This window comes from Pseudoxanthomonas sp. (assembly GCF_002863005.1).
GTDB lineage: Bacteria > Pseudomonadota > Gammaproteobacteria > Xanthomonadales > Xanthomonadaceae > Pseudoxanthomonas_A.
Genome location: NZ_PKDG01000014.1, coordinates 1 through 26,403, shown reverse-complemented (window position 1 = coordinate 26,403; position 26,403 = coordinate 1). Strand labels below are relative to the sequence as shown.

The 26,403-nt window shown below is 65.4% G+C and carries 35 protein-coding genes and 1 pseudogene; 4 read left to right on the top strand and 32 right to left on the bottom strand.

What is annotated here, in order from left to right; all coding sequences use genetic code 11:
- Positions 1-109: 109 nt before the first annotated feature.
- Positions 110-886 carry a hypothetical protein gene (locus CYU89_RS04530; RefSeq protein ID WP_296279037.1) on the bottom strand — a complete coding sequence of 259 codons (777 nt, stop codon included), beginning with the start codon at positions 884-886 and terminating at the stop codon, positions 110-112.
- Between the two features lie 54 nt (positions 887-940).
- Positions 941-1,438 carry a peptidylprolyl isomerase gene (locus CYU89_RS04525; RefSeq protein WP_296279036.1) on the bottom strand — a complete coding sequence of 166 codons (498 nt, stop codon included), beginning with the start codon at positions 1,436-1,438 and terminating at the stop codon, positions 941-943.
- 359 nt (positions 1,439-1,797) lie between these two features.
- Here CYU89_RS04525 and typA point away from each other — a divergent pair, with 359 nt between their 5' ends.
- From typA to CYU89_RS04505, 4 genes are all read left to right on the top strand, one after another.
- On the top strand, positions 1,798-3,627 hold the full coding sequence (gene typA, locus CYU89_RS04520; protein WP_296279035.1) for a translational GTPase TypA: 1,830 nt from the start codon (positions 1,798-1,800) through the stop codon (positions 3,625-3,627).
- A 15-nt stretch (positions 3,628-3,642) separates the two neighbouring features.
- Entirely contained in the window at positions 3,643-4,113 is a 471-nt protein-coding gene (locus CYU89_RS04515) for a DUF2127 domain-containing protein (protein ID WP_296279034.1), read from the top strand.
- 53 nt (positions 4,114-4,166) lie between these two features.
- Positions 4,167-5,771, top strand: coding sequence for an amidase (locus CYU89_RS04510; RefSeq protein WP_296279033.1), 1,605 nt, complete (start codon positions 4,167-4,169; stop codon positions 5,769-5,771).
- 99 nt (positions 5,772-5,870) lie between these two features.
- A complete protein-coding gene (locus CYU89_RS04505; RefSeq protein ID WP_296279032.1) occupies positions 5,871-9,389 on the top strand; it encodes an EAL domain-containing protein in 3,519 nt (1,172 codons plus the stop codon).
- Positions 9,390-9,404: 15 nt separating this feature from the next.
- Here CYU89_RS04505 and CYU89_RS04500 read toward each other — a convergent pair whose 3' ends face one another.
- The 30 genes and pseudogenes from CYU89_RS04500 to CYU89_RS04355 form a co-directional block, all read right to left on the bottom strand.
- Positions 9,405-10,799, bottom strand: coding sequence for a 3-deoxy-7-phosphoheptulonate synthase class II (locus tag CYU89_RS04500; protein WP_296279031.1), 1,395 nt, complete (start codon positions 10,797-10,799; stop codon positions 9,405-9,407).
- 51 nt (positions 10,800-10,850) lie between these two features.
- A complete protein-coding gene (locus CYU89_RS04495) occupies positions 10,851-11,366 on the bottom strand; it encodes a disulfide bond formation protein B (RefSeq protein ID WP_296279030.1) in 516 nt (171 codons plus the stop codon).
- A 157-nt stretch (positions 11,367-11,523) separates the two neighbouring features.
- Positions 11,524-11,898, bottom strand: a complete 375-nt coding sequence (rplQ, locus tag CYU89_RS04490; protein WP_296279029.1) for a 50S ribosomal protein L17 — start codon at positions 11,896-11,898, stop codon at positions 11,524-11,526.
- A gap of 184 nt (positions 11,899-12,082) precedes the next feature.
- Entirely contained in the window at positions 12,083-13,081 is a 999-nt protein-coding gene (gene rpoA, locus CYU89_RS04485; protein ID WP_056878832.1) for a DNA-directed RNA polymerase subunit alpha, read from the bottom strand.
- Between the two features lie 50 nt (positions 13,082-13,131).
- Positions 13,132-13,761 (bottom strand): 30S ribosomal protein S4, encoded by a 630-nt coding sequence (gene rpsD, locus CYU89_RS04480; RefSeq protein WP_055941309.1) that lies wholly within the window; start codon positions 13,759-13,761, stop codon positions 13,132-13,134.
- A 14-nt stretch (positions 13,762-13,775) separates the two neighbouring features.
- The gene (gene rpsK / locus CYU89_RS04475) at positions 13,776-14,168 is read right to left on the bottom strand and encodes a 30S ribosomal protein S11 (RefSeq protein ID WP_055941307.1); all 393 of its coding nucleotides are present in this window, start codon (positions 14,166-14,168) and stop codon (positions 13,776-13,778) included.
- Between the two features lie 12 nt (positions 14,169-14,180).
- Positions 14,181-14,537 carry a 30S ribosomal protein S13 gene (gene rpsM / locus CYU89_RS04470; RefSeq protein WP_056878872.1) on the bottom strand — a complete coding sequence of 119 codons (357 nt, stop codon included), beginning with the start codon at positions 14,535-14,537 and terminating at the stop codon, positions 14,181-14,183.
- Between the two features lie 341 nt (positions 14,538-14,878).
- Complete coding sequence (secY, locus tag CYU89_RS04465) at positions 14,879-16,240, bottom strand: preprotein translocase subunit SecY (protein ID WP_296279028.1); 1,362 nt, start codon at positions 16,238-16,240, stop codon at positions 14,879-14,881.
- 7 nt (positions 16,241-16,247) lie between these two features.
- On the bottom strand, positions 16,248-16,691 hold the full coding sequence (rplO, locus tag CYU89_RS04460; protein ID WP_082563251.1) for a 50S ribosomal protein L15: 444 nt from the start codon (positions 16,689-16,691) through the stop codon (positions 16,248-16,250).
- The gene (gene rpmD / locus CYU89_RS04455; protein ID WP_055941302.1) at positions 16,691-16,882 is read right to left on the bottom strand and encodes a 50S ribosomal protein L30; all 192 of its coding nucleotides are present in this window, start codon (positions 16,880-16,882) and stop codon (positions 16,691-16,693) included. Before rpmD ends, rplO begins: the two co-directional genes overlap by 1 nt.
- On the bottom strand, positions 16,875-17,417 hold the full coding sequence (gene rpsE, locus CYU89_RS04450) for a 30S ribosomal protein S5 (RefSeq protein WP_055941300.1): 543 nt from the start codon (positions 17,415-17,417) through the stop codon (positions 16,875-16,877). The genes rpmD and rpsE overlap by 8 nt, the downstream gene beginning before the upstream one ends.
- Positions 17,418-17,573: 156 nt before the next feature.
- Positions 17,574-17,930 (bottom strand): 50S ribosomal protein L18, encoded by a 357-nt coding sequence (rplR, locus tag CYU89_RS04445; protein ID WP_055941298.1) that lies wholly within the window; start codon positions 17,928-17,930, stop codon positions 17,574-17,576.
- 29 nt (positions 17,931-17,959) lie between these two features.
- Positions 17,960-18,487 (bottom strand): 50S ribosomal protein L6, encoded by a 528-nt coding sequence (rplF, locus tag CYU89_RS04440; RefSeq protein ID WP_192201780.1) that lies wholly within the window; start codon positions 18,485-18,487, stop codon positions 17,960-17,962.
- Between the two features lie 16 nt (positions 18,488-18,503).
- Positions 18,504-18,902, bottom strand: coding sequence for a 30S ribosomal protein S8 (rpsH, locus tag CYU89_RS04435; protein WP_093296356.1), 399 nt, complete (start codon positions 18,900-18,902; stop codon positions 18,504-18,506).
- Positions 18,903-19,105: 203 nt separating this feature from the next.
- Positions 19,106-19,411, bottom strand: coding sequence for a 30S ribosomal protein S14 (rpsN, locus tag CYU89_RS04430; RefSeq protein WP_062352415.1), 306 nt, complete (start codon positions 19,409-19,411; stop codon positions 19,106-19,108).
- A gap of 20 nt (positions 19,412-19,431) precedes the next feature.
- Positions 19,432-19,974 (bottom strand): 50S ribosomal protein L5, encoded by a 543-nt coding sequence (gene rplE, locus CYU89_RS04425; protein WP_055941290.1) that lies wholly within the window; start codon positions 19,972-19,974, stop codon positions 19,432-19,434.
- A gap of 8 nt (positions 19,975-19,982) precedes the next feature.
- Entirely contained in the window at positions 19,983-20,300 is a 318-nt protein-coding gene (gene rplX / locus CYU89_RS04420) for a 50S ribosomal protein L24 (protein ID WP_162338026.1), read from the bottom strand.
- A gap of 15 nt (positions 20,301-20,315) precedes the next feature.
- A complete protein-coding gene (rplN, locus tag CYU89_RS04415; RefSeq protein ID WP_013535986.1) occupies positions 20,316-20,684 on the bottom strand; it encodes a 50S ribosomal protein L14 in 369 nt (122 codons plus the stop codon).
- A 15-nt stretch (positions 20,685-20,699) separates the two neighbouring features.
- Positions 20,700-20,966: a 30S ribosomal protein S17 gene (gene rpsQ / locus CYU89_RS04410; protein ID WP_055941286.1), complete on the bottom strand. Its 267-nt coding sequence runs from the start codon at positions 20,964-20,966 to the stop codon at positions 20,700-20,702.
- 12 nt (positions 20,967-20,978) lie between these two features.
- Positions 20,979-21,164 (bottom strand): 50S ribosomal protein L29, encoded by a 186-nt coding sequence (gene rpmC, locus CYU89_RS04405; protein WP_055941284.1) that lies wholly within the window; start codon positions 21,162-21,164, stop codon positions 20,979-20,981.
- Complete coding sequence (gene rplP / locus CYU89_RS04400; protein WP_055941282.1) at positions 21,164-21,577, bottom strand: 50S ribosomal protein L16; 414 nt, start codon at positions 21,575-21,577, stop codon at positions 21,164-21,166. The genes rpmC and rplP overlap by 1 nt, the downstream gene beginning before the upstream one ends.
- A gap of 6 nt (positions 21,578-21,583) precedes the next feature.
- A complete protein-coding gene (gene rpsC, locus CYU89_RS04395; RefSeq protein WP_056878821.1) occupies positions 21,584-22,303 on the bottom strand; it encodes a 30S ribosomal protein S3 in 720 nt (239 codons plus the stop codon).
- Between the two features lie 2 nt (positions 22,304-22,305).
- A complete protein-coding gene (gene rplV / locus CYU89_RS04390; protein WP_055943295.1) occupies positions 22,306-22,641 on the bottom strand; it encodes a 50S ribosomal protein L22 in 336 nt (111 codons plus the stop codon).
- 12 nt (positions 22,642-22,653) lie between these two features.
- The gene (gene rpsS, locus CYU89_RS04385) at positions 22,654-22,929 is read right to left on the bottom strand and encodes a 30S ribosomal protein S19 (protein ID WP_055941277.1); all 276 of its coding nucleotides are present in this window, start codon (positions 22,927-22,929) and stop codon (positions 22,654-22,656) included.
- Positions 22,930-22,935: 6 nt separating this feature from the next.
- On the bottom strand, positions 22,936-23,763 hold the full coding sequence (gene rplB / locus CYU89_RS04380; RefSeq protein ID WP_056878819.1) for a 50S ribosomal protein L2: 828 nt from the start codon (positions 23,761-23,763) through the stop codon (positions 22,936-22,938).
- A gap of 11 nt (positions 23,764-23,774) precedes the next feature.
- The gene (rplW, locus tag CYU89_RS04375) at positions 23,775-24,074 is read right to left on the bottom strand and encodes a 50S ribosomal protein L23 (RefSeq protein ID WP_055941273.1); all 300 of its coding nucleotides are present in this window, start codon (positions 24,072-24,074) and stop codon (positions 23,775-23,777) included.
- Positions 24,071-24,676 (bottom strand): 50S ribosomal protein L4, encoded by a 606-nt coding sequence (gene rplD / locus CYU89_RS04370; protein WP_296279009.1) that lies wholly within the window; start codon positions 24,674-24,676, stop codon positions 24,071-24,073. Before rplD ends, rplW begins: the two co-directional genes overlap by 4 nt.
- An 11-nt stretch (positions 24,677-24,687) precedes the next feature.
- A complete protein-coding gene (gene rplC, locus CYU89_RS04365; protein ID WP_245087928.1) occupies positions 24,688-25,341 on the bottom strand; it encodes a 50S ribosomal protein L3 in 654 nt (217 codons plus the stop codon).
- Positions 25,342-25,352: 11 nt separating this feature from the next.
- Positions 25,353-25,664 carry a 30S ribosomal protein S10 gene (rpsJ, locus tag CYU89_RS04360; RefSeq protein WP_027070119.1) on the bottom strand — a complete coding sequence of 104 codons (312 nt, stop codon included), beginning with the start codon at positions 25,662-25,664 and terminating at the stop codon, positions 25,353-25,355.
- A gap of 567 nt (positions 25,665-26,231) precedes the next feature.
- Positions 26,232-26,403 (bottom strand): annotated as a pseudogene (locus CYU89_RS04355) (elongation factor Tu); the annotation flags it as partial.

Below are 26,403 nucleotides of genomic sequence, written 5' to 3'. Positions count from 1 at the left end.
GGTCAGGGAGCGTCGTCGCCGTCTTTTTTTGCGGCGCAAAATGGTATCACGCCACCCCGCCGCGACCGACTAGCCCATGGTCTACCCCGGCCCGCGCGGCAGGGCGCGGTTACTGGTAATCCAACACGTCGCCGAGGTCGTAGTTCTCGTCGAAATACGCCTGCCACTGCGCATACGCCGCGCGCAGGCAGGCGGGGGTATCGCAGACGTCCAACTGGCGGGTGGCGGCCTGGACCGTGCGGTCGCCGTCGGGATAGCGATCCGCCAGTTCCTTGAACTGCTTTCGCATCCCGGCATCCAGCGCGCCGAACTCCTCATGCCCACAGACCAGGGTGGCGCGGACGCTGCCCGCCGGGGCATCGGTTTCGCATACCGTCGCGGGATCCGGCGCCCGGGCCGCGGCCACGGCAGCGGCAAGCTCGCTGCGGTCGCGTTCGGTCAGCCGGCGCACGAAGCCCAGGTCGTCGGTCTGGCCGGCACCCCAGGTGATGCGCAGGGTGAAGCCGTTTCCGCTCTGGTCCTGCAGTTTGCGCAGGGTCACCGTCTCGCTGGGCCCGGTATCGGAGGCCAGGTGCAGGGCCAGCGTGCCGTTGTCGAGGTCGACGTCCTCCACCTTGCCATCCAGCCAGGCGCCGTCACGCACGACCTGCAGACCCGCGTCGGGCCGCCAGGCAATGGCGTAGAGGGTCTCGGCGTCGTCGCCTTCGCTGTGATTCGTGCTCCACAGGCCTTCCAGGCTCTGCTGGAAGTGCTCCGCCGACGCCTCCACGGCGGTCGCTGCGACGGGATCCGGTGGGGTGTTCGCGCCCTTGTTGCACGCGCCAAGCGCCAGGGCCGCGGCCAGTAACAGGGCCGCGCGCAACGCGCGCCGGCAATGGTCCTTCATGGTGGTGCTCCAAAAAAAGAAAGGGCCGGTACGATGACCGGCCCTTCCATTCGATCACGCCGACAGGATGCGGTTCCACTCCGCCACGCGGTCGGCCTTGGCGGCCAGCGCCGCGTCGGCGTCTCCGCTGATGGTCACCTTGGTGATCAGGTCGCCCTGCTTCACCGCGTCGACCACGTCCAGGCCTTCGGTGACCTTGCCGAACACGGTGTGCTTGCCGTCCAGCCACGGCGTGGGCACGTGGGTGATGAAGAACTGGCTGCCGTTGGTGCTGGGGCCGGCATTGGCCATGGACAGCACGCCACGCTCATGGCGCACGCCGTTGGTGGTTTCGTCCTCGAAGCGGTAACCCGGGCCGCCCCGGCCCGAGCCTTCCGGACAGCCGCCCTGGATCATGAAATCGGGGATCACGCGGTGGAAGTTCAATCCGTCGTAGAAGCCGCGCTTGGCCAGGTTGACGAAGTTGGCCACCGTCAGCGGGGCCTTGTCGGGGTACAGCTCGATCGTGATCGGGCCGCGCGAGGTGTCGAAGGTGGCAGTCAGCTGACTCATGGAACGGTTCTCCAGGGGTAAAAGAGGGAACGGCGAGACATCGGCGGCTCTCTCCCCTGCCCCGCCCTGGCGGCGGGGCGAGAAGGAAAGCATCCGTCCCGCCACCCGGCCACTGATGGCCGGGACTGCGATGCGCAAGCCGGACCCGTCACGCAGGCCCTGCCCCGTTGCCAGATCACGGCGCCGTCAGGGGATTTCAAGGGCGGGCCCCGCGCGGCGGCATCCATTCAGGCGTTTTTCGATAAATCAGGTGCTTAGCGCACCATAGCCCGCTATAATACGCCGCTTCTTTCCGCCCACGTCCTCGCGCCTGCCCCGTCGAAGGGGTATCCGGGTGCGCTTTTCCGATCCCAGAATCCATGTCCATCGAAAACCTCCGCAATATCGCGATCGTCGCGCACGTCGACCATGGCAAGACCACCCTCGTCGACCAGCTGCTGAAGCAGTCCGGCACCCTCTCCGAGCGCACCGTGCTGGCCGAGCGCGTGATGGACAGCAACGACCAGGAGAAGGAACGTGGCATCACGATCCTGGCGAAGAACACCGCCATCACCTGGAACGGCAACCGCATCAACATCGTCGACACCCCCGGCCACGCCGACTTCGGCGGTGAAGTCGAGCGCGTGCTGTCGATGGTCGACACCGTCCTGATCCTGGTCGACGCGATGGACGGCCCCATGCCGCAGACGCGCTTCGTCACCCAGAAGGCGTTCGCGATGGGCTTCAAGCCGATCGTGGTGATCAACAAGGTCGACCGCCCCGGCTCGCGTCCGGAGTGGGTCGTGGAGCAGGTGTGGGACCTGTTCGACCGCCTGGGTGCCACGCCCGAGCAGATGGATTTCCCGATCGTCTACGCGTCGGCCCTGAACGGCTATGCCGGCCTCGAGGACACAGTGCGCGGCGGCGACATGACCCCGCTGTACGAAGCGATCATGAAGCACGCGCCGAAGCCGGAAGTCGATCCGGAAGGCGCCTTCCAGATGCGCATCAGCCAGCTGGACTACAACAACTTCGTCGGCGTGATCGGCATCGGCCGCATCCAGCGCGGCACGCTGAAGAAGAACATGCCGGTCGCCGTGATCGACCGTGAAGGCAAGAAGCGCCAGGGCAAGGTGCTGCAGGTGCTGGGCTTCCTGGGCCTGGAGCGCATCGAGCAGGACAGCGCCGAAGCCGGCGACATCGTCGCCATCTCCGGCATCCAGGACCTGACGATCTCCGACACCGTCTGCGCGCTGGACACCCCGGAAGCGCTGCCGGCGCTGACGGTCGATGAGCCGACGATCTCGATGACCTTCCAGGTCAACAATTCGCCGTTCGCCGGCCACAAGGACCTGTCGGGCGGCAAGTTCCTGACCAGCCGCCAGCTGAAGGAGCGTCTGGAACGCGAGACCGTGCACAACGTCGCGCTGAAGGTCGAGCAGCTGGAAGACGCGGACAAGTTCCTGGTCTCCGGCCGTGGCGAACTGCACCTGTCGGTGCTGATCGAGAACATGCGTCGCGAGGGCTATGAACTGGCCGTGTCGCGTCCGGAAGTGATCATCAAGGAAATCGACGGCCAGCTGATGGAGCCGATCGAGCAGCTCGTCGTCGACGTGGAGGAAACCCACCAGGGCGGCGTGATGGAGAAGCTCGGCGTCCGCAAGGGCCAGCTGAAGAACATGGAGCCGGACGGCAAGGGCCGCGTGCGCCTGGACTACCAGATCCCGGCGCGTGGCCTGATCGGCTTCCAGAACGAATTCAAGACGCTGACCCAGGGCTCGGGCCTGCTGTTCCACGTGTTCGACCATTACGGCCCGAAGGAACAGGGCGCCATCGCCAAGCGCCTCAACGGCGTGATGATCGCCAATGCGCCGGGCGCCACGCCGGCCTACTCGCTCGGCCCGCTGCAGGAGCGCGGCAAGCTGTTCGCCGCCGAGGGCGACAACGTGTACGAAGGCCAGCTGATCGGCATCCACTCCAAGGACAACGACCTCACCGTCAACGCGATCAAGACCAAGCCGCTGACCAACATGCGCGCTTCGGGCAAGGACGATGCCATCCAGCTGACCCCGGCGATCAAGTTCTCGCTGGAGCAGGCGCTGGACTTCATCGACGACGACGAGCTGGTGGAAATCACGCCGAAGGAAATCCGCCTGCGCAAGAAGTTCCTGACCGAGAGCGACCGCAAGCGCGCCTCCCGCGCGGCCTGATTGCCGCGCCGCGCCTTGGACGACACCGCCTACAACCCGGACCCCAAGGCGCACCCTGGCCTGCACGCCATCGCCCTGTTCGAGGGCGCCAAGGGCGTGCTCGCCCTCGCCTTCGCCGGCGGCCTGCTGGCGCTGGGCCCGGATCGCCTGCGCGAGAGCGTGCAGGCGATCGTCACCCGCATCATCCCCGAGGCCGGTCCCGGCGTGGTGAGCGAATGGATGGCGCGGATCAATCCGGAATCCATCCACGTCACCGTGCTGATCATCGCGCTCTACGCCGGCATGCGCCTGCTGGAAGGCTGGGGCCTGTGGCGTGCCCGCGCCTGGGCGTCGTGGCTGGGCTGCATCGGGTCCGCCGCCTACCTGCCGCTGGACGTCTATGCGCTGTACCACCATCCGGGCTGGCACACCTGGGCGCTCCTGATCGTGAACCTGGTGATCGTGTGGGTGCTGTGGCGGGACATCCGTCGCCGCAAGGTGATTTGACGGGCGGGGCGGCCGCTGCGTAGCCTGCGCGGCAACCCTGCCAAGATGCCCGCATGCGTCGATTCCTGCTGCCGCTCGGCCTGATGGTGCTCGCCCTGGCTGCCTGCCAGCCGGCGACGACGCCCGATGCGACGGCGCCCGCCGCACCGACCGATTTCCTTTATGCCGAGCTCGACATCGCCGACCTGCAGTCCCGCATGCAGTCCGGTGAGCTCGACAGCCGTCGCCTGACGCAGGCGTACCTGGACCGGATCGCCGCCGTCGACAAAGCGGGGCCTCAGCTGAATGCGGTCATCGAACTGAACCCAGATGCGCTGAAAGAGGCCGCGCTGCGCGACGTGGAACGCCGCGCCAATGCCGTTCGCGGCCCGCTGCACGGCATCCCGGTCCTGTTGAAGGACAACATCGATGCGGTGCCGATGGCGACGTCGGCCGGTTCCCTGGCGCTCAAGGATTTCCGGCCGGCCAGGGATGCCTTCCTGGTCCGGCGCCTTCGCGAAGCGGGTGCCGTCATCCTCGGCAAGGCCAACCTCAGCGAGTGGGCGAACTTCCGTTCATCGCACTCCACCTCGGGCTGGAGCGGCCGTGGCGGGCAGACGCGCAATCCCTATGCACTGGACCGCAATCCGTGCGGATCGAGTTCGGGCAGCGCGGTCGCGGTGTCGGCCAACCTCGTCGCGGTCAGCGTGGGCACCGAGACCGACGGCAGCATCGTCTGCCCTGCCGCGATCAACGGTGTGGTGGGACTGAAGCCGACCGTCGGCCTGGTCAGCCGGCAGGGCATCCTGCCCATCTCGCACAGCCAGGACACCGCCGGCCCCATCGCACGCAATGTGTCGGATGCGGCCTTGCTGCTGGCCGCCCTGGCCGGTCGGGACACCGCGGATGCGGCGACCACCCAGGCCGCCTGGAACACGACCCTCGACTTCAGTGCGCGACTCAAACCCGGCGCACTGAAAGGTGCGCGCATCGGCGTGCTGCGCAGCAAGGCGGCCATCCATCCCGACGCCGCCGCCGCGCTGGACATCGCCATCCAGGTGATGCGGGAGGCAGGTGCGACTGTCGTCGATGCGGAGATTCCCACCGACGGCCAATGGAATGCCGACGAACTCGAGCTGCTGCTGTACGAGTTCAAGCACGGCGTGGAGCGTTATCTCACCGAGCGCCAAGCCCCGCTGACCACGCTGACCCAGTTGATCGGCTACAACGAGCGTTATCGCGTCTCCGAAATGCAGTACTTCGGCCAGGAACTGTTCGAGCAGGCGAATGCCAAGGGCGGACTCGGCGAAGCCGCCTATATCACCGCGCGCAGCCGGGCGCGCCGGCTGGCCGGACCGGAGGGCATCGATGCCGCGCTCAAGGCGCAGCAACTCGACGCACTGATCGCGCCGACGACGGGCCCCGCCTGGCTGACCGACCACAAGACCGGCGACCATTTTCCCGGCGCCGGTTACAGCGCAGCGGCCGTGGCGGGGTATCCCAGCCTCACCGTCCCGATGGGCCACAGCGATGGCCTGCCCCTGGGACTGGTGTTCATGGGAACCGCCTGGAGCGAAGCGCGGCTGATCGCACTGGGCTACGACTACGAACAGCGCACCCGCGCACGCAAGCCCCCCGAGTACTGGCCGACGCTGTCGGCGCGCATGCCGCTGCGCTGAGCGCCGCGAAAGTGTGAGCCGTTTGCGGTGCGGAGATGCTTGCAGCGGTAGCGGGATCGTGGCGTCATAGCCCCACGGCAGCAGCGGGGGGTCTATCGCGTGGAATCTGGCGCGGACCGGGCATCGGAACTGCGGGCGTTCAGCGGGTCGGGCGCCGCTGCCCGGCTGCGGCAGCGCAACCTCGATTCGCTGGCATGGGGCATCCTGGTCATCGCATGCCTGCTGTCGCTGTGGTCCGGTGCCACCCAGTGGCGGCAGGCGCAGGAACACGCCCGCGCGCAGTTCGAGGCGCGCGCCGATGCGATCGCCACCGCGATCTCGGCCAACATGAATGCGTACGAAGACACCGTGCGTGCCGCCGCCGCCGTGCTGGAAGGCCGGCAGGACATCGAGCGCGACAGCTTCTACGTGTTCGTTGAAAAACTGCAGATGCCGACGCGCCAGGCGGCCGTGCATGGACTCGGTTTCGCGCGTCGCGTGACGCACGCCGAACGCGATGCATACGTCACGACCCAGCGCGCTCGGTACGGCGATGCGTTCGCCATCCACCCTGCGGGCGATCGCAGCGAATACGTGGTGATCGACGTACTCTATCCCGATGTACCGGGCATGCGTCCCCTGCTCGGTCGCGACGTGATGGCCGAAGCCGTGCGCGCGCAGGCCATCGCGTCGGCGCGCGACAGTGGCGAGCTGGCCGCCGCGCCGCTGGTCGCGCTGGGGGATGCCACCAAGGGCAGTACTGGCCTGGCAGGCTTCCTGCTGTACGCGCCGGTGTACGCCGACCCCGTCGCCGCACGCGCCAGCGTGGAGGCACGACGGCGCCTGCTGCGTGGCTTCGCCACCGCCGGCTTCGGTTGGCAACGGGTCGTGGAAGATGCCGTCGGTCGCTCCGGCGGCGACGAGTTCGACCTGCAGTTGCTCGCCCGCGATCACGGTGGCGAGCCGATCTACCAGACACGGGCGCTGCAAGACCGCTACCGGGGCGACTGGCAGCCGGCCTTCACCGCTCAGCGCGAACTGCGGCTGCTGGGCAGCGAGTGGCGCCTGGTACTGCAGTCGCCACCGTTGCGCGACGCATTGCCCGGCCTGGCGTCCATCGTGCTGCTGACCGCGTGCGGGATCGGCCTGGGGCTGCTGCTGTTCCTGCTGTTGCAGAACCTGGCGCGGACGGAGCGGCGCAGCCGCGCCCTGCTGGATGCGGTTGCGGACCACCTGCCCGCGCTGATCGCGTATATCGATGGGGATGGCCACTACGGCTTCGCCAATCGCGCATGCCGCGCATGGTCCGGCACGCCGACGGATTGGAGCGACAGGCACGTGGACGACGTCCATGCGGACGCTCCCGACTTCCTCGGCTCGCTCAGGCGCGCCATGCAGGACTGCACGCCGGACCACTGGACGACCTGGGAAGGCGAGTTGGGCCGGCCGGCACGACCGGTTCATCTCTATCTGGTCCCCGACGTGGAGCCCGGCCGCAGGATCGCCGGCTGGTACCTGATGGGGAACGACGTCGGTGAACAGCGGCGCGCGCACCGCGAGTTGGCGATGGCGCGCGACCACCTCAAGCGCGTCACCGATCGCCTGCCCGCACTGATCGCCCAATTCGATGCAGCGCACCGTCTGGTTTTCCACAACCGCGCGTTCGCCGACCAGGTCCAGTGGCGCAGCCCCCCCAGGATCGGCACCCACATGCGCGATCTCTTCGGCGAGGACGCCTACCTGCGCCGCATGCCGCAGATCGATGCCGCACTGTCCGGGCGCGATGGCGAGTTCGAAAGCAGCTTCGCCACTGCCGACGGCACCCGGAGCATGCACAGCTTCTATACGCCCGATGTCGACGACACCGGCAAGGTCTGCGGCTTCTTCGTCATGTCCATCGACATCACGGAGAAGGCCCGCCTGGAACACGCGCTGCACGACGCCAACGAACTGGCCGAGGTGACGCTGACGTCGATCAGCGAAGCGGTGATCACCGTCGATATCGAAAGCCGCGTCACCTACATGAACCCCGCCGCGGAAGCGCTGTGCGGCTGGGGACTGGACCAGGCATTGGGGCACCCCCTGGACCAGGTTGCTTCGCTGGTCCGCATCGATACGCAGCCGAATGTCGAGGAACCCCACACGATGGGGCAGCCGGGCGACCTGCAGTTGCTGCGACGCGACGGCAGCCGCATGCTGGTCGAACGTTCGCTGTCGGCCATCCATGACCGCGACGAGCGCATGGTGGGCACCGTGATGGTGTTGCGCGACATCACCGAATCCCGCGCACTCAGCTCGCGCATGACCTTCCTCGCCCACCACGATGTCCTGACCGGGCTGCCGAACCGGCTGCAACTCAACGAGCGGTTGGGCCAGGCGATCACGCACGCGACCAACCATGGCAACGGCATCGCGGTACTGTTCCTCGACCTCGACCTCTTCAAGCACGTCAACGATGCCCTCGGCCACCACACCGGCGATGAACTGCTGCAGCAGGTCGCGCGACGCCTGCAGCGCAACATCGGCAATCTCGGGACCGTGTACCGCACGGGAGGCGACGAGTTCGTCGTGCTGCTGCCGAATGTGGTGACGCGCGACAGCGTGCTGCAGATCGCCGACCGTCTTCTCGCCCTCAGCGGAACACCCTACACGGTGGCCTCGCACGAACTGCACCAGGCGTTCAGCATCGGCATCAGCCTGTTCCCGGAAGACGGCTACGACGCGGCGACGCTCATGATGCGTGCCGATGCGGCCATGTACCTGGCCAAGCGAAATGGCCGCAACGCCACGCGTTTCTACACGCGCGAGCTGGCATCCAGCGTGGACGCCCGCATCGAACTGGAGAACAGCCTGCGGCGAAGCCTGCGCAACGGCGATCTTTCCCTCCATTACCAGCCGCAGGTCGATCGCGTCAGCGGTCGCATCGTCGGGGTCGAGGGCCTCGCACGCTGGCAGCGCGGCGAACGCTTGATGATGCCGGGCGAGTTCCTCCCGATCGCCGAGGAAACCAACCTGATCGTCGACATCGACCAGTGGGCGATCCGCGCCGCGTGCCGGCAGAACCGGATCTGGCAGCAGGCCGGCCTGCCGCCGATCCGCGTGTCGGTCAACATCGCCGCCGCCAACTTCGACACCGACGACCTGGTGGATACGGTGGTCGAGGCGCTGAAGGACAGCGGACTGGCTGCCGAGTTCCTCGAACTGGAAGTCACCGAAACCACGCTGATGCGCGACGTGCAACGCACCGATCGCACCTTGCGCGCACTGAAGGCCCTGGGCGTGCGCATCGCCATCGACGATTTCGGCACCGGCTTCTCGAGCCTCAGCTACCTGGGTAATTACGGATTCAACGTACTGAAGATCGACCAGTCGTTCGTACGCGATGTATCCGAACCGAACCAGGCTGCCATCACCCGCGCCATCATCAGCCTGGCAGCGCAACTGCAGTGCCGCACGATCGCCGAAGGCGTGGAAACGCCGGCGCAGGCCGCGTGGCTGGCCGCCAACGGCTGCGACGAACTACAGGGCAACTACTTCAGCAAGCCGCTGCCGGCCGCCGAATTCGCGAAACTCTATGCCCGTGCCACCACCTGGCATATCCCCCAGCTCGCCCCCAGCGCCGATACGCACTGGTCCTGACGGCGCCGCCCGGGATCAGCGCGCCGACGGGGCTGCCAGCTGGTTCTGCTTGCGCACGATGCACATCGCGATCTCGAGCGACTGCTCGTAGTTGAGGCGCGGATCGACCGTCGAGCGGTAGGCACGCTCCAGGTCCGCATCTGTCAGCTCCCGCGCCCCGCCGGTGCATTCGGTGACGTCTTCACCCGTCAACTCGAGGTGCACGCCACCCAGCCGCGTCCCGGCCGCCGCATGCAGGTCGAACGACTGCTCGACCTCGCTGCGCACGTTGTCGAAGCGGCGCGTCTTGAACCCGTTGCTCGTGCTTTCCGTATTGCCGTGCATCGGGTCGCAGACCCACAGCACGCGACGGCCATCGCGGCGTACCGCGTCCAGCAACGGCGGCAGCTTGTCGGCGATCTGCGCCGCACCCATGCGATGGATGAACGTCAGGCGACCCGCTTCGTCTTCGGGATTCAGAACATCGATCAGGCGCAGCAACTGGTCCGGTGTCACCGACGGCCCCACCTTGATCGCGATGGGATTGCGCACGCCGCGCAGGTATTCCACGTGCGCACCATCGACCGCTGCGGTGCGCATGCCGATCCACGGATAGTGCGTGCTGAGGTTGAACCAGCCCCACTGGCGCGGCACCTCGCGAGTGAGCGCTTCTTCGTAAGGCAGCAGCAGTGCTTCGTGCGAGGTGTAGAAGTCGATCCGGTTGAGGTTGTGCACTTCGGAACCGGACAGGGTCTCCATGAACCTCACCGCGTCGCCGATCGAGGCGACCATCTGCTGGTACTCGGCCGCCAGTGGCGAATAGCCGACCCAGTTGAGGTTCCAGTACTCCGGATGGTGCAGGTCGGCGAAGCCGCCATCGATCAGTGCACGCACGAAGTTCATCGTCATCGCCGAGCGCGCGTGCGCCTTGATCATGCGACGCGGGTCCGGCACGCGCGCTTCCGCCGTGAAGTCCGGCGCATTGACCACGTCGCCGCGATAGCTGGGCAACGTCACGCCATCGCGCGTCTCCATGTCCGCTGACCGCGGCTTGGCATACTGTCCCGCAAACCGGCCCACCCGCACCACCGGCAGCCGCAGGCCATGCACGAGCACCAGGCTCATCTGCAGCAGCACCTTGAGCCGGTTCGAGATAAGCCCGGATTCGCAGTCGCTGAAGTTCTCCGCGCAGTCGCCACCCTGCAACAGGAAGCGCTTGCCTTCCTGCGCCTCGGCAAGCTGCTTCTTGAGCGCGAAGATCTCCCACGACGTCACCAGCGGCGGCAGTTGGCGCAACTCGCCCAGCGCCGACTCGAGCGCCGCGGCATCGGGATAGGTCGGCATCTGCATCGCCGTCCTTTCCCGCCAGCTGCCCGGCGCCCAGTGGGGCGGGAGACTGACGGCGCGAAGGTTGCGGTCGGACGGATTCATGGCGGACTCCTGGGGGCCCACCATCGTGCCAGATTGGTGCGCCGCGTCAAATCAGCGGAAGGTCGAGGTCCTGCGCGCGCGAAAGCCGATCCAGAGCGCCCAGATGGCCAGCACCACGAACCACACAAGGCTCCACATCGGCATCGTGAGGCCCAGGAAACTCCAGTCGATGGTGCTGCAGTCGCCCTTGGCGGCGAGCACCTTCTGCAGGACGCCCAGCCAGGTATTGTTCTCGATCATGTAGTCCCAGCCAGGGCCACAACTCGGCATCAGCGGCGGGTATAGCTGGACCCAGACATGACGCCCCGCGATGCCGATGCCCGCGGCGGCCCCCAGGAAGGCGAGCGCGCCGTACATGCGCCGGCCCCCGGGCTTGCGCGGCCCCTGCAACGCGCCAAGCAGGAACAACACGCCGGTCGCGGCGAACGCCAGCCGCTGGAAGATGCAGAAAGGACAGGGTTCCAACTGGTGCACGAACTGCACGTACAGCGCATAGCCAAGCAGGCCCGCGCATATGGCGAAACCCAGGAAGCACTGCGCACGGAAACTCCAGCGGAGAGGATTCATCGGCACCCAGGACGTGAGGTCTGTCCGCATTATCCACGCCGATCGGCCGTGACGTCACCCCGCGGCGATCTGACGCATCGGGACAGCCCCTCCGCACGCCGGAAAACAAAAACCCCGGCCGGGGCCGGGGTTTCGGGTATCGCGAGGGTGGCGAGGCTTACTCGGCCGCCGCTTCCGGACGGTCCACCAGCTCGACATACGCCATCGGGGCGTTGTCGCCGGCGCGGAAGCCGCACTTCAGGATGCGCAGGTAGCCACCCGGACGCGACTGGTAGCGCGGGCCGAGCGTGGTGAACAGCGTACCGACGGCTTCCTTGTCGCGCAGGCGCGAGAAGGCGAGACGACGATTGGCGACGCCATCGATCTTGCCGAGGGTGATCAGCGGTTCTGCGACACGGCGCAGTTCCTTGGCCTTCGGCAGGGTGGTCTTGATCAGGCCGTGCTTGATGAGCGAGGCGGCCATGTTGCGGAACATCGCTTCGCGATGGGCGCTGGTGCGGCTGAACTTGCGGCCGGCTTTCTGGTGGCGCATGGGTTGGATTCCTAAAGAAGAGTGAGACGTTGGACTTCGCTGTCGCCATCCAGGCGTTGCAACTGTGGACTGCGGGTGGTCCTAACCGGCCATCCTTGACCGGAGCGCCGCGGGCCTTCAGGTCCGTCGACGTGGGTGTTGCAGCGAAGCTCCCGCGCGAGCGCGGGAGCTTCGTGTTGCTTCATCAACCGAGCATGCCGTGCTGGGCGACACCGGCCGGCGGCCAGTTTTCCAGCTTCATGCCCAGGGACAGGCCGCGCTGCGCCAGGACTTCCTTGATCTCGGTCAGCGACTTCTTGCCGAGGTTCGGGGTCTTGAGCAGTTCGACTTCCGTCTTCTGGATCAGGTCGCCGATGTAGTAGATGCTCTCGGCCTTCAGGCAGTTGGCCGAACGCACGGTCAGCTCCAGGTCGTCGATCGGGCGCAGCAGCACCGGATCCACGCCGCTGGCAGCCTGCTTCGGCGCGCCGCGGTCGCGGTGCGTGAAGTCACCGAACACCGACAGCTGGTCGCTGAGGATGTCGGCTGCGGTGCGCACGGCTTCCTCGGCATCGATCGTGCCGTTGGTTTCGATGTCCAGGACCAGCTTGTCCAGGTCGGTGCGCTGCTCGACGCGCGCGGCTTCCACCGCATACGCGACGCGACGGACCGGCGAGAACGAGGCGTCCAGCACCAGGCGACCGATCGCACGGGTTTCTTCATCCGGACGACGACGGGCAGCGGCCGGCTGGTAGCCGAAACCACGCTCGATCTTCAGGCGCATGTTCAGCGCCGTGTCCTTGGTCAGGTTGCAGATGACCAGTTCCGGATTCAGGATCTCGACGTTGTGGTCGGTCTTGATGTCGCCGGCGGTCACCACGCCCGGGCCCTGCTTGGCCAGGCTCAGCGTGGAGGAGTCGCCGCTATGGATGCGGATGGCCACATCCTTCAGGTTCAACAGCACTTCCAGCACGTCTTCCTGCATGCCTTCGATGGTGCTGTATTCGTGCAGCACGCCATCGATCTCGACTTCGGTGATCGCGAAGCCGGGGATCGACGACAGCAGCACGCGGCGCAACGCATTGCCGAGCGTATGGCCGTAACCACGCTCCAGCGGTTCGATGACCACTTTCGCGCGATTGCCGGTCAGGCGCTCGATCTGCGGGCCGCGGGGGCGCAGCACTTGCTGAGTAATACCCGTCATGTTGCTTTGTCTCCTGCGGTCCCCCGGTCGCCCGGGGGTGCGTGAATGAATTACTTCGAGTACAACTCGACGATCAGCGCTTCGTTGATGTCGGCGGGCAGGTCCGAACGCGCCGGAACCGCCTTGAACACGCCGCTGAACTTCTTCGCATCGACTTCAACCCACGACGGGTTCAGGTCGAGCTGCTCGGCGACCGTCAACGACTCCTGCACGCGGAGCTGCTTCTGGGCCTTCTCCGACAGCGCGATCGCGTCGCCAGCCTTGACCTGGTAGGACGGCAGGTTGACCGGCTTGCCGTTGACCAGCACGCCACGGTGCGAGACCAGCTGGCGGGCGGCCGGACGGGTCACGGCGAAGCCCATGCGGTAGATGACGTTGTCGAGGCGGGTTTCCAGCAACTGCAACAGGTTCTCGCCGGTGTTGCCCTTCTTGGTCGAGGCCTTCTTGTAGTAGTTGCGGAACTGGCGCTCCAGCAGGCCGTAGATACGCTTGACCTTCTGCTTCTCGCGCAGCTGGGTGGCGTAGTCGGACAGCTTGCCCTTGCGGGCGGTGGCGCCGTGCTGGCCGGGCTTCTGCTCCAGCTTGCACTTCGAGTCCAGCGCACGGGCCGGGCTCTTGAGCGACAGGTCGGCGCCTTCACGGCGCGCGAGCTTACAGGTAGGACCGATATAACGAGCCATTTCTTATCGCCCCCTTAGACGCGACGCTTTTTCGGCGGACGGCACCCGTTGTGCGGGATCGGCGTCACGTCGATGATGTTGGTGATCTTGTAGCCCACGTTGTTCAACGAACGCACGGCCGACTCGCGACCCGGACCCGGGCCCTTGATGCGGACTTCCAGCGACTTCACGCCGTAGTCCAGAGCTGCACGGCCTGCCTTCTCGGCAGCGACCTGCGCCGCGAACGGCGTGGACTTGCGGGAACCGCGGAAACCGGCACCACCCGAGGTCGCCCAGGAAAGCGCATTGCCCTGGCGGTCGGTGATGGTGACGATGGTGTTGTTGAAAGAAGCGTGGACGTGGGCGACGCCGTCGGTGATGACGCGCTTGATCTTCTTCTTGACTTTGGCAGCAGCTGGCTTGGCCATGGTGGTCGCCCCTTACTTCTTGATGGCTTTGCGCGGACCCTTGCGGGTACGGGCATTGGTGCGGGTGCGCTGGCCACGCAGCGGCAGGCCGCGACGGTGGCGCAGACCGCGATAGCAACCCAGGTCCATCAGGCGCTTGATCGCGATGCCGACTTCACGGCGCAGGTCGCCCTCGACCACGTATTTGCCGACTTCGGCGCGCAGGCGCTCGACTTCCGGCTCGGACAGGTCGCGGATCTTGGTGGTCGAGACGACGCCGGCGGCTTCGCAGACCTTCTTGGAACGGGTACGGCCAATGCCGTAGATGCTTTGCAAACCGACCCAGACATGCTTCTGGGCAGGCAGGTTGACACCTGCAATACGCGCCATGACGCGGTTCTCCAACTGTGAGTATTGGCCCGTGTACGGTCATCCCGGGCGGGATTCGCGCAGACAGGCGGAGTGAACTGGAAATTCTAACAAGATCCGGTGTTTGCGGGAAGCCCGGGCCGGCAACGCCGACTTCGGACCGGCATGGGGAGTGTGCCCATGCTCCGGCGCCGGAACCTGCCTGGTGCAGGGCGGGGGTTTCCCCCTGCCCTACCCGCCCGCGCTACTCTGGCGCAGGGACTGGCCGGTTCGCACCCCCGCACCGGATCGCTGCGGGGGCCGCCCATCTAAGTCAGCCGGCCATGAGGGCCGGACTGGTGCGGGAAGCCCGCGATTATACCTCAGCCCCGGGGGGCAAGACCGCCCCGCGAACCGCCCTTCAAGTTGGCCTTCTTCAGCAGGCTCTCGTACTGGTGGGACATCAGGTGCGCCTGGATCTGCGCGATGAAGTCCATCACCACCACGACCACGATCAACAGCGAGGTGCCACCGAAGTAGAACGAGGTGCCCAGCTGGGTGCGCATGACTTCCGGCAGAAGGCAGACCGCCACCAGGTACATAGAACCGATGGCCGTCAGCCGCGTCAGCACGCCGTCGACATAGTCGGCGGTAGCCTTGCCCGGGCGGATGCCGGGAATCAGCGCGCCCGACTTCTTCAGGTTCTCCGCGGTTTCCTGCGAGTTGAACACCAGCGCCGTGTAGAAGAACGCGAAGCCGATGATCATCGCCGCGAACACGATCATGTGTAGCGGCTCGCCCGGGGCCAGCGCATTGGAGATGCGCTGCAACCACGTGGTGGCGCCGCTGTTCTGGCCGGACCACATAGCCAGCGTCGCCGGGAAGGCCAGGATGCTGGAGGCAAAGATCGGCGGAATCACGCCGGCCATGTTGAGCTTCAGCGGCAGGAACGACGTCTGGTTCATGTACGCATTGCGACCGCCCTGGCGGCGCGCGTAGTTCACCGTGATCCGCCGCTGGCCGCGCTCCACGAACACCACCAGGAACGTGAAGCCCAGCACCACCACGGCGATGATCAGCAGCGAGATGAAGCTCAGCGTGCCGTCACGGAACGCGCCGACGGTCTGGATGACTGCGCCCGGCAAGCCGGCCACGATGCCCGCGAAGATGATCAGCGAGACGCCGTTGCCGATGCCACGCTCCGTTACCTGCTCACCCAGCCACATCAGGAAGATGGTGCCAGCGGTCAACGCGACCACCGCGGTCAGAACGAAACCCATGCCGGGCGCGTACACCACCGGCATGCCGCCCGGCGCGACCTGGTTCTGCAACGCGGTGGCGATGCTGCCGCCCTGCACGACCGCCAGCAGCACCGCGCCGATGCGCGAGTACTGGGTGATCTTGCGGCGACCGGATTCGCCTTCCTTCTGCAGCGCCTTCAGGCTCGGGAAGATGTGCACGCCCAGCTGCATCACGATCGACGCCGAGATGTAGGGCATGACGTTGAGCGCGAAGATGCTGAAACGGTGCAGGGCGCCGCCCGAGAACATGTTGAACATGTCCACGATGCCGCCGCCCTGCGCCTGCATCATCGCAAGCATGGCATCGGGATTGACGCCCGGGACCGGGATGAAACAGCCGATCCGGTAGACGATCAGCGCACCCAGCACGAACAGCAGGCGCTGGCGGAGTTCGGTGAACTTGCCTGCGCCTGCCAGCGCACCGGCGGCATTACCCTGCGCCATGCGTCCGTTACTCCTGCACGCTGCCGCCGGCAGCCTCGATGGCGGCCTTGGCACCGGCCGTGGCGGCCACGCCCTTCAGCACGAACTTCTTGGTGAGTTCGCCCTTCTTGACGATCTTGGCGCGCTTGGCGGTGCTGGGGACCAGCTTGGCGGCACGCAGCGCGGCGAAGTCGATTTCGCCGGCTTCCAGCTTCTCCAGCTGGTACGAAAGCACTTCGGCACAATCCAGCTTCAGCTTGGAACGGAAGCCGACCTTCGGCAGACGCTTGATCAGCGGCATCTGGCCGCCTTCGAACTTCGCCTTGATCTTGCCCTTGCCCGCGCGTGCGAACGAACCCTTGTGACCACGACCCGCGGTCTTGCCCAGGCCGGAACCGATACCGCGACCGACGCGGGTGCGTTCGGTACGGGCGCCGTCGGCGGGCTTCAGTGTGTTGAGACGCATGTTGATTACTCCTCGACCTTGACGAGGTAGTGAACCTTGGCGATCAGGCCGCGCACCTGCGGGCTGTCCTTCAGTTCACGCACATCGTTGAGCTTGTTCAGGCCCAGCGCCTTCACCGACAGACGGTGGCGCGACTGGGAACCACGCAGGCCGCGCACCAGGCGCACCTTGACGGTCTTGTTGGACTCGTTAGCCATTGAGGAGTTCCTCCACCTTCTTGCCGCGCTTGGCCGCGATGCGGGTCGGCGACTGCATGTCGCTCAGGCCCTTCAGCGTGGCGCGGACCAGGTTGATCGGGTTGCGCGAACCGACGGCCTTGGCCAGCACGTTCTTGACGCCCACCGCTTCCAGCACAGCGCGCATGGCGCCGCCGGCGATCACGCCCGTACCTTCCGAGGCCGGCTGCATGAACACGCGGGCCGCACCGTGGCCGGCCTTCACCGGATGCCACAACGTACCGTTGTTCAGGTCGACATTCAGCATGCCCTTGCGGGCGTACTCCATCGACTTCTGGATGGCGACCGGCACTTCGCGCGCCTTGCCGTAACCGAAACCGATCTTGCCGTTGCCGTCGCCCACGACCGTCAGCGCGGTGAAGGTGAACTGACGACCGCCCTTGACGGTCTTGCTGACGCGGTTCACCGCGACCAGCTTCTCGATCATGCCGTCGTCGACTTTCTCTTCGCGGTTGCGGTCGCGATCGCGGCCCCGCGGCTGACGTTCTTCTGCCATTGCTTGAATTCCTTGATTGATGAGGTATGTACGGCGTGGCCGCTTATGGTTGTGGTGTGAAGCGGTGGCGCAACGGTCGATGCAGAAGATCGACCGCGCCCGGCGCAGCCCGCGCCGGCAGGTCAGGACATGGGGCTGCCCCCATGCCCTTCATACTTAGAACTGCAGGCCGCCTTCGCGGGCCGCGTCGGCCAGGGCCTTGATGCGGCCGTGGTAACGGTAGCCCGAACGGTCGAATGCGATCTTCTCGATGCCCTCGGCCTTGGCACGCTCGGCGATCACCTTGCCCACGCGGGCGGCGGCATCGCTGTTCTTGCCGTTCTTCAAGCCATCCTTCACATCGGCCTGCAGCGTATTCGCCGACGCGATGACCTTGGAGCCATCGGCGGTGAACAGCTGGGCGTAGATATGCTGGCCGGTGCGCAGCACCGACAGGCGCGGGACGCCGAGTTCGCGGATGTGCGCGCGGGTGGACTTGGCGCGGCGCAGGCGGGCGGTGTTCTTGATGCTCATGATCTGGTTCCTCGAAGCCGAAAGCCCGGTTAGGCCTTCTTCGCTTCCTTGCGGATGATGGTTTCGTCGGAGTACTTCACGCCCTTGCCCTTGTAGGGCTCCGGCGGACGGAAACCGCGGATCTTGGCGGCAACTTCGCCAACGCGCTGCTTGTCGGCACCCTGTACCAGGATTTCGGTCTGGGTCGGGGTAGCGATGGTGATGCCTTCCGGCGTCTTGAACAGGATCGGATGCGAGAAACCCAGCGACAGGTTCAGGTCCTTGCCCTGCATCGCAGCGCGGTAACCCACGCCGACCAGTTCGAGCTTGCGCTCGAAACCGTCCGACACGCCCTTGACCATGTTGGCCAGGATCGCGCGGATGGTGCCGGTGATGGCGTCGTCGGCCGGCGTGACCGGCGACAGGTTCACCGTGCCGTTGTCGACGTTCAGTTCGACACCGGCAGGCTTGGCGATGGACAGGGTGCCCTTCGGGCCCTTGACGTTGAGGGTCTCGCCCTGGGCATTCAGTTCGACGCCCTTGGGGAGATTGATCGGCTTCTTGGCTACGCGGGACATGTCTGGGCTCCTTCGCTTAGGCCACGAAGCACAGCACTTCACCACCAACGCCGGCCGCACGGGCCTGCGCATCGGTCATGATGCCCTTCGAGGTGGAGATGATGGCGACGCCGAGGCCACCGAGGACCTTGGGCAATTCTGCCTTGCCACGGTACTGGCGCAGGCCCGAACGGGACACGCGGCTCAGCTTTTCGATGACCGGCTTGCCTTCGAAATACTTCAGGACGATCTCGAGCTCGGCCTTGTTGTTCTCGGTCTTCGTCACGCGGACGTCGCCGACATAGCCTTCCGCCTTGAGGACGTTGGCGATCGAGGTCTTGATCTTGGAGGACGGCATCTTCACCGTCGGCTTGCCCACAGCGGCGGCATTGCGAATGCGCACCAGCATGTCGGCGATGGGATCAGTCATGCTCATTAGAGTCTGCCTTATGAGTAGCACCGATATCCGCTTTCGCGAAAATCTTGCGTTGTCCCTGGAAACCCCCAGGCGGGCGGCCGGTTCCCCGGCCCTCCCCCGGCCTGGCCGCGGGAGCCGAACATTGTACAACAACAAGTCCGGCAGGTGCCGGACTTGTCCTCGGAACCGAGGGAGAGCCGGTTCTGGCTCTCCCGGCGTCCTTACCAGCTGGCCTTGCGCAGGCCCGGGACGTCGCCGTTCATCGTCGCCTTGCGCAGCATGTTGCGGCCCAGGCCGAACTTGCGGTACACGCCACGCGAACGACCGGACAGCTCGCAGCGGTTGCGCTGGCGGCTCGGCGAGGAGTCGCGCGGCAGCTTCTGCAGCTTGACGACCGCATCGGCCTTTTCTTCGTACGAGGCGTTTTGGCTGGAGATGATCTTCTTCAGCGCATCGCGCTTGGCGGCGTACTGCTTGGCCAGCTTTTCCCGCTTGATGTCGCGGTTGACCATCGAGGTCTTTGCCATGATGTCGTTTTCCTAGCGAATCAGTTGCGGAACGGGAACTTGAACGCTTCGAGCAACGCCTTAGCTTCGGCGTCGTTCTTGGCGGTCGTCGTGATGGCGATATCCATGCCGCGGATCGCGTCGACGGCGTCGAAGTCGATTTCCGGGAAGATGATCTGTTCCTTCACGCCCATGTTGTAGTTGCCGCGACCGTCGAACGAACGGCCGGACACGCCACGGAAGTCGCGGACGCGCGGCAGCGAAATGCTGATCAGGCGATCCAGGAATTCGTACATCTTGGCGCGACGCAGGGTGACCTTGCAGCCGATCGGCCAGCCGTCGCGGATCTTGAACGAAGCCACCGACACGCGGGACTTGGTCGTGATCGGCTTCTGGCCGGTGATCTTGGCCAGGTCGGCCACGGCGTTTTCCAGGATCTTCTTGTTGGTCGCCGCCTCACCCACACCCATGTTGATGGTGATCTTGGTGATCTTCGGCACTTCCATCGGATTGGTGTAGCCGAACTTCTTCATCAGAGCCGGCGCCACTTCTTCCTTGTAGATTTTTTCGAGACGAGTGGTCATGTCATTCCTCAGGCGTCGAGCGCCTCACCGCTGGAGCGGAACACACGCAGTTTGCGTCCATCCTCCAGCACCTTGAAACCGATACGCTCGCCCTTGCCCGTTGCCGGGTTGAACAGCGCGACATTGGAGATGTGGATCGAGCGCTCGCTCTCCACCACGCCACCCGCGATACCGGCCTGCGGGTTCGGCTTGGTGTGGCGCTTGACGACGTTGACGTTGGACACGACCACGCGGTCGCCATCCACACGCACCACGTCGCCCTTCTTGCCCTTGTCCTTGCCGGCGGTGACGACGACCTGGTCGCCCTTCTTGATACGGTTAGCCATTTCTTTGTCCTCCGCTCAGAGCACTTCAGGCGCGAGCGAAACGATCTTCATGAACTTCTCGGAACGCAGCTCGCGGGTCACGGGCCCGAAGATACGGGTGCCGATCGGCTCCTGCTTGTTGTTCAGCAGGACGGCGGCGTTGCCATCGAAGCGGATCAGCGAACCGTCGGGGCGACGGACGCCCTTGCGGGTGCGCACGACGACCGCGTCGTAGACTTCGCCCTTCTTCACCTTGCCGCGCGGGATGGCGTCCTTGACGGTCACCTTGATGATGTCGCCGATGCCGGCGTAACGGCGCTTGGAGCCGCCCAGCACCTTGATGCACATCAGTTCCTTGGCGCCGGAGTTGTCGGCCGCGTCAAGGTAGCTCTGCATCTGGATCATGATTCAGATCTCCTTTTATTCAGCCGCGCGGGTGATGATTTCCACCACGCGCCAGTTCTTGGTCTTGGACATCGGGGCGATCTCGGTCACGCGCACCACGTCGCCTTCCTTGCAGCTGTTGTCCGCGTCGTGCGCGTGCAGCTTGGTGGAACGCTTGATGTACTTGCCGTACAGGGCGTGCTTGACCTGACGCTCCACCAGGATGGTGACCGTCTTGTCCATCTTGTTGCTGACGACGCGGCCTTCGATGGTGCGTTGCGCTTTGTCTTTGTTATCGCTCATCTTGGTCGCTCCTTACTTCTGGCTGCCCAGCAGGGTCTTGACGCGAGCGATCTCGCGGCGGACCCGGCGGGTTTCATGCGTCTTCGGCAGCTGGCCGGTCACCTTCTGCATGCGCAGGGAGAATTGCTCCTTGCGCAGTTCGGTCAGGTGGGCCTTCAGTTCGTCAGCCGACTTCTCGCGGAGTTGCTTGAGTTCCATTAGCGCACCGTCCGGGTCACGAAAGTGGTGGTGACCGACAGCTTGGCCGCGGCCAGGCGGAACGCCTCGCGCGCGATGTCCTCGCTGACGCCTTCGATTTCATAGATCATGCGGCCCGGCTGGATCTGGGCGACCCAGTATTCGACGTTGCCCTTACCGGAACCCATGCGGACTTCGATGGGCTTCTTGGTGATCGGCTTGTCGGGGAACACACGGATCCACATCTTGCCGCCACGCTTCACATAACGGCTGATGGAACGACGCGCTGCTTCGATCTGGCGCGCGGTCAGCTGACCGTGCGCCGTGGCCTTCAGGCCGTACTCGCCGAAACTGACGAGGTTGCCGCTCCAGCTCAGGCCTTCGTTCCGGCCCTTGTGCATCTTGCGGTATTTGGTTCGCTTGGGTTGCAACATGACTGATTACCTCGCGTCGCGGTCACGAGCCGGGCGCGACGGACGTTCGCTGCGCTCGGGGCGCGCGTCGTCCTGCTTCTCCTGACCCACCTGGCTGAAATCGAAGATCTCGCCCTTGTAGACCCACACCTTGATGCCGATGATGCCGTAGGTGGTCTTCGCCTCGGCAAAACCGTAATCGATGTCGGCACGCAGCGTGTGCAGCGGCACGCGACCTTCGCGGTACCACTCCGAACGGGCGATTTCCGCACCGTTCAAGCGGCCGGCCACGTTGACCTTGATGCCCAGGGCACCCAGGCGCATCGCGTTGCCCACGGCACGCTTCATGGCGCGGCGGAACATGATGCGGCGTTCCAGCTGCTGCGCGATCGATTCGGCCACCAGCTGGGCGTCCAGCTCGGGCTTGCGCACTTCGGTGACGTTGATGTGCGCCGGGACGCCCATCAGGTCGCTCACTTCCTTGCGCAGCTTCTCGATGTCCTCACCGCGCTTGCCGATCACGACGCCCGGACGGGCGGTGTGGATGGTCACGCGGGCGGTCTTGGCCGGACGCTCGATCAGGATCTTGGAAATGCCCGCCTGCGCCAGCTTCTTGCGAAGCATCTCGCGCACCTTGAGGTCCGCGGCGAGGTAGTCGGCGTAGTCGCGCTTGTTGGCGAACCACTTGGAATTCCAGTCCTTGGCGATGCCCAGGCGGATACCGGTCGGATGAACTTTGTGACCCATACTTATTTGCCCTCGCCCACGACCACGGTGATGTGGCTGGTGCGCTTCAGAATGCGGGTGCCACGGCCCTTGGCGCGGGCCATGAAACGCTTCAGCATCGGACCTTCGTCGACCATGATGGTCTTGACCTTCAGCTCGTCGACGTCGGCGCCCTGGTTGTTCTCGGCGTTGGCGATGGCGGACTCCACGACCTTCTTGATCAGGTGGGCAGCCTTCTTGTCCGAGAACTTCAGCAGGTTGACAGCGCGCTCGGCCGGCAGGCCACGCACCTGGTCAGCGACCAGACGGGCTTTCTGGGGGGAGATGCGCGCGGTGCGCAGGATGGCTTTCGCTTCCATGGTCATCTCTCCTTACTTCTTGCCGCCGGCTTTCTTGTCGCCACCGTGACCCTTGAAGGTACGGGTGACGGCAAACTCGCCGAGCTTGTGGCCGACCATGTTCTCGTTGACCAGCACGGGAACGTGGTTCTTGCCATTGTGGATGGCGATCGTGAAGCCCACCATTTCCGGTAGGATCATCGAACGGCGCGACCAGGTCTTGATCGGCTTCTTGCTGCCGCCCGCGGCCTCCACCTTCTTGACGAGGTGGTGATCGACGAACGGGCCCTTCTTGAGTGAACGTGCCATGGTCGATTAGCCCCTACGATCGCGGACGATGAATTGCTGCGTGCGCTTGTTCTTGCGCGTCTTGTAACCCTTGGTCGGAACACCCCACGGGGTGACCGGATGCGGGTTGCCCTGGCCGGCCTTGGCCTCACCACCACCGTGCGGGTGGTCGACGGGGTTCATGGCCGCACCGCGGACGGTCGGCTTGACACCGCGCCAGCGCTTGGCACCGGCCTTGCCGAGCTTCTCCAGGCTGTGCTCGTCGTTGCCGACTTCGCCCACCGTGGCGCGGCACTCGACCTGCACCTTGCGCATTTCGCCGGAGCGGAGGCGCAGCGTGGCGAACCCCTGCTCGCGAGCGACCAGCTGCACGGCGGCGCCGGCGGCGCGGGCGATCTGCGCGCCCTTGCCCGGCTTAAGCTCGATGCCGTGGATCGTCGTACCAACCGGGATGTTGCGCAGCGGCAGCGTGTTGCCGGCCTTGATCGGCGCATCGCTACCGGCGATGACCTGGTCACCGGCCTTCAGGCCCTTCGGGGCGATGATGTAGCGACGCTCGCCATCGACGTAGCACAGCAGCGCGATGTGCGCGGTGCGGTTCGGATCGTATTCGATCCGCTCCACGCGCGCGGGGATGCCTTCCTTGTCGCGCTTGAAGTCGATGAGACGATAGTGCTGCTTGTGGCCACCACCGATATGACGGGTGGTGATGCGACCGTGGTGGTTGCGACCGCCGGACTTGCTCTGCTTCTCGAGCAGCGCAGCATGCGGAGCACCCTTGTGCAGGTCGGGCGTCACCACGCGGACCGCCGAACGGCGACCGGGAGAGGTGGGTTTGAATTTCATCAATGGCATGTGGATCTACCTCAGGCCTTGGCCGACACGTCGATGGCCTGGCCGTCGGCCAGACGCACGTACGCCTTGCGCCAGTCGCCGCGGCGGCCGGCGCGGTTACGGAAGGACTTGTTCTTGCCCTTGACGTTGACCACGTTGACCGTCTCGACCTTGACGTCGAACAGCTGCTCGACCGCGGCCTTCACATCGGCCTTGGTGGCATCGTTCGAGACTTCGAAGACGTATTGATTGGAGAGTTCCTGCAGGCGCACGGTCTTTTCGGAGACGCGCGGAGCACGCAGCACGGCAAAAATCTTTTCGTTGCTGATCATGCCAGCCACTCCTCGATCTTCTTGATGGCGTCGGCCGTGATCAACACGGAGTCGGCACCGACCAGCGCCGCCGGATCCAGGCCCTGCACGTCGCGCACTTCCACGTAGGGAAGGTTGCGGGCGGACAGGTAAAGGTGCTCGGAAGCATCTTCGGTGACGATCAGCGGACGCTTGCCGAGCTCGAAGCCCTTCAGCTTCTCGACCAGGGCGCTGGTCTTGGTGGCGTCCACGTCGAACGCTTCCACGACCTTCAGGCGGTTCTGGCGGTTGAGCTCGGACAGGATCGAGCTGATGGCCGCACGGTACATTTTGCGGTTGACCTTCTGCGCGAAGCTGCGCGGCTTGGCCGCGAAAGTCACGCCGCCGCCCACGAAGATCGGCGCGGTCAGGGCGCCGTGACGGGCACCGCCGCCCTTCTGCTTCTTGGACTTCTTGGTGGTGCCGTTCACTTCGGCGCGCGTCTTCTGCGCCTTGGTGCCGGCACGACCGGCGTTGCGGTAGGCAACGACGACCTGGTGGACCAGATCCTCGCTGAATTCACGGCCGAACACGTCGTCGGAGACCGACAGCTTGTTGGCGCTACCTGTAATGGCTAGTTCCATGGTCGTTCTCCTCAACCCTTGCTTGCCGGACGCACGATCACGTCACCACCCGGCGCACCCGGCACGGCGCCGCGAACGGCGATCAGGCCGCGCTCGGCGTCCACGCGGACGACTTCCAGGTTCTGCGTGCTCTGCTGCACGGCACCCATGTGGCCGGACATTTTCTTGCCCGGGAACACGCGGCCCGGCGTCTGGCGCTGACCCAGCGAACCCGGCGCGCGATGCGACAGCGAGTTACCGTGGGTGGCGTCGCCCATGCGGAAGTTCCAGCGCTTGATGGTGCCCTGGAAGCCCTTGCCCTTGGTGACACCCTGGACGTCGACGATCTGGCCGACTTCGAAGATGTCGGCCTTGATCTCGCCGCCGACGGTGAAGTCGCCCAGCTTGTCGGCTTCCACGCGCAGTTCCCAGAGGCCGCGACCGGCTTCGACCTTGGCCTTGGCCAGGTGACCGGCAACAGGCTTGGTGACGAGCGAGGCGCGGCGGGTACCGACGGCAACCTGCACGGCGCTGTAGCCGTCGGTTTCCGGGGTCTTGATCTGGGTGATGCGGTTCGGGGTTGCTTCGATCAGCGTCACCGGAATGGACTTGCCATCTTCGGTGAACACGCGGGTCATGCCAGCCTTGCGGCCGACGAGACCCAACGAATATTTCTTCGCGGTCATGGTCGTGGGCCTCAGGTCAACTTGATCTGCACGTCGACGCCAGCCGCGAGTTCGAGCTTCATCAGCGCGTCCACGGTCTTGTCGTTCGGGTCGACGATGTCGAGCACGCGCTTGTGCGTGCGGGTTTCGTACTGGTCACGCGCGTCCTTGTCGACGTGCGGGGAAACCAGGATGGTGTAGCGCTCGATCTTGGTCGGCAGCGGGATCGGGCCGCGCACTTGCGCGCCGGTCCGCTTGGCTGTCTCGACGATCTCGCTGGCCGAGCGGTCGATCAGACGATGATCGTACGCCTTGAGCCGGATTCGGATCTTTTGGTCCGCCATGACGGTGTTCCTTCGTTAAAGAGCGACGGGCGCGGCCTCTGGGATGCCTTGCCCCGGTTAGTCCAAGCTGTTCCAGTTCCCCGCCGGCCGCGTGGACTCCACGGCCGGATAGCGCCGGAATCGGCTGGGGATCTTCCTGAAAAACTAGGCAGGCCGGTAAACCGGCCCGCCCAGACATGAAAGTATAGGACGCGTGACAGACCCCGTCAACCACCGGGGCACCCCGCCTCGGCCCGAGGGCCGGCAGGAAGGCACGCGACACTCCGTGTCTGGCGAACACGAGGCGCTTCCTGCACCTCTTTTCGCGGTAGAACCAGCGGCCTCCCAGGGGGCGCTGGCGGATCATGCGAGTCCTGTCGGGCCAAGAGGCCTTCAAGGGGGCGCGCATCATAACGCAGGTCCTACTGTTTTGCAGCATCCATCGCGCGAAACGAATGGATTTCTGCAAATAAGAGGCGGACCGAGGTTCCGGCCCGCCCTTGTCGCTTCATCAGGCGCTGGATCCCCGCCTGCGCGGGGATGACGGCCCGAGGAAGCCGGACGGGCTGGCCCGTCCGGATCAGGACGTCACTTGATGATCTTGGCCACCACGCCGGCGCCGACCGTACGGCCGCCTTCGCGGATCGCGAAACGCAGGCCTTCGTCCATCGCCACCGGGTTGATCAGGGTCACCACCATCTTGATGTTGTCGCCCGGCATGACCATTTCCACGCCTTCCGGCAGGGTCACGGCGCCCGTG

Excerpts from the sequence above, each read along its gene's own strand:
- rplW (WP_055941273.1), bottom strand. The coding sequence starts at position 24,074 with ATGATCAGCAACGAAAAGATTTTTGCCGTGCTGCGTGCTCCGCGCGTC.
- rpsE (WP_055941300.1), bottom strand. The coding sequence starts at position 17,417 with ATGGCAGAAGAACGTCAGCCGCGGGGCCGCGATCGCGACCGCAACCGC.
- rpmD (WP_055941302.1), bottom strand. The coding sequence starts at position 16,882 with ATGGCTAACGAGTCCAACAAGACCGTCAAGGTGCGCCTGGTGCGCGGC.
- rpsM (WP_056878872.1), bottom strand. The coding sequence starts at position 14,537 with ATGGCGCGTATTGCAGGTGTCAACCTGCCTGCCCAGAAGCATGTCTGG.
- rpsH (WP_093296356.1), bottom strand. The coding sequence starts at position 18,902 with ATGAGCATGACTGATCCCATCGCCGACATGCTGGTGCGCATTCGCAAT.
- CYU89_RS04510 (WP_296279033.1), top strand. The coding sequence starts at position 4,167 with ATGCGTCGATTCCTGCTGCCGCTCGGCCTGATGGTGCTCGCCCTGGCT.
- rpmC (WP_055941284.1), bottom strand. The coding sequence starts at position 21,164 with ATGGAACTCAAGCAACTCCGCGAGAAGTCGGCTGACGAACTGAAGGCC.
- CYU89_RS04530 (WP_296279037.1), bottom strand. The coding sequence starts at position 886 with ATGAAGGACCATTGCCGGCGCGCGTTGCGCGCGGCCCTGTTACTGGCC.
- rpsQ (WP_055941286.1), bottom strand. The coding sequence starts at position 20,966 with ATGAGCGATAACAAAGACAAAGCGCAACGCACCATCGAAGGCCGCGTC.
- rpsD (WP_055941309.1), bottom strand. The coding sequence starts at position 13,761 with ATGGCTCGTTATATCGGTCCTACCTGTAAGCTCGCGCGCCGTGAAGGC.
- rplC (WP_245087928.1), bottom strand. The coding sequence starts at position 25,341 with ATGACCGCGAAGAAATATTCGTTGGGTCTCGTCGGCCGCAAGGCTGGC.
- rplR (WP_055941298.1), bottom strand. The coding sequence starts at position 17,930 with ATGAGCATCAAGAACACCGCCCGCCTGCGCCGCGCCAAGTCCACCCGC.
- rplB (WP_056878819.1), bottom strand. The coding sequence starts at position 23,763 with ATGCCATTGATGAAATTCAAACCCACCTCTCCCGGTCGCCGTTCGGCG.
- rpsN (WP_062352415.1), bottom strand. The coding sequence starts at position 19,411 with ATGGCAAAGACCTCGATGGTCAACCGCGACATCAAGCGGGAAAAGCTG.
- rplP (WP_055941282.1), bottom strand. The coding sequence starts at position 21,577 with ATGTTGCAACCCAAGCGAACCAAATACCGCAAGATGCACAAGGGCCGG.
- rplD (WP_296279009.1), bottom strand. The coding sequence starts at position 24,676 with ATGGAACTAGCCATTACAGGTAGCGCCAACAAGCTGTCGGTCTCCGAC.
- rplQ (WP_296279029.1), bottom strand. The coding sequence starts at position 11,898 with ATGCGCCACCAGAAAGCCGGCCGCAAGTTCAGCCGCACCAGCGCCCAT.
- rplX (WP_162338026.1), bottom strand. The coding sequence starts at position 20,300 with ATGGCTAACCGTATCAAGAAGGGCGACCAGGTCGTCGTCACCGCCGGC.
- rplF (WP_192201780.1), bottom strand. The coding sequence starts at position 18,487 with ATGTCCCGCGTAGCCAAGAAGCCGATCAATCTCCCCAAGGGCGTCGAA.
- rpoA (WP_056878832.1), bottom strand. The coding sequence starts at position 13,081 with ATGACGGGTATTACTCAGCAAGTGCTGCGCCCCCGCGGCCCGCAGATC.
- rplE (WP_055941290.1), bottom strand. The coding sequence starts at position 19,974 with ATGACCACTCGTCTCGAAAAAATCTACAAGGAAGAAGTGGCGCCGGCT.
- rpsJ (WP_027070119.1), bottom strand. The coding sequence starts at position 25,664 with ATGGCGGACCAAAAGATCCGAATCCGGCTCAAGGCGTACGATCATCGT.
- CYU89_RS04500 (WP_296279031.1), bottom strand. The coding sequence starts at position 10,799 with ATGAATCCGTCCGACCGCAACCTTCGCGCCGTCAGTCTCCCGCCCCAC.
- rpsS (WP_055941277.1), bottom strand. The coding sequence starts at position 22,929 with ATGGCACGTTCACTCAAGAAGGGCCCGTTCGTCGATCACCACCTCGTC.
- rpsK (WP_055941307.1), bottom strand. The coding sequence starts at position 14,168 with ATGGCCAAGCCAGCTGCTGCCAAAGTCAAGAAGAAGATCAAGCGCGTC.
- rplN (WP_013535986.1), bottom strand. The coding sequence starts at position 20,684 with ATGATCCAGATGCAGAGCTACCTTGACGCGGCCGACAACTCCGGCGCC.
- CYU89_RS04525 (WP_296279036.1), bottom strand. The coding sequence starts at position 1,438 with ATGAGTCAGCTGACTGCCACCTTCGACACCTCGCGCGGCCCGATCACG.
- rpsC (WP_056878821.1), bottom strand. The coding sequence starts at position 22,303 with ATGGGTCACAAAGTTCATCCGACCGGTATCCGCCTGGGCATCGCCAAG.
- CYU89_RS04495 (WP_296279030.1), bottom strand. The coding sequence starts at position 11,366 with ATGAATCCTCTCCGCTGGAGTTTCCGTGCGCAGTGCTTCCTGGGTTTC.
- secY (WP_296279028.1), bottom strand. The coding sequence starts at position 16,240 with ATGGCGCAGGGTAATGCCGCCGGTGCGCTGGCAGGCGCAGGCAAGTTC.
- rplV (WP_055943295.1), bottom strand. The coding sequence starts at position 22,641 with ATGGAAGCGAAAGCCATCCTGCGCACCGCGCGCATCTCCCCCCAGAAA.
- typA (WP_296279035.1), top strand. The coding sequence starts at position 1,798 with ATGTCCATCGAAAACCTCCGCAATATCGCGATCGTCGCGCACGTCGAC.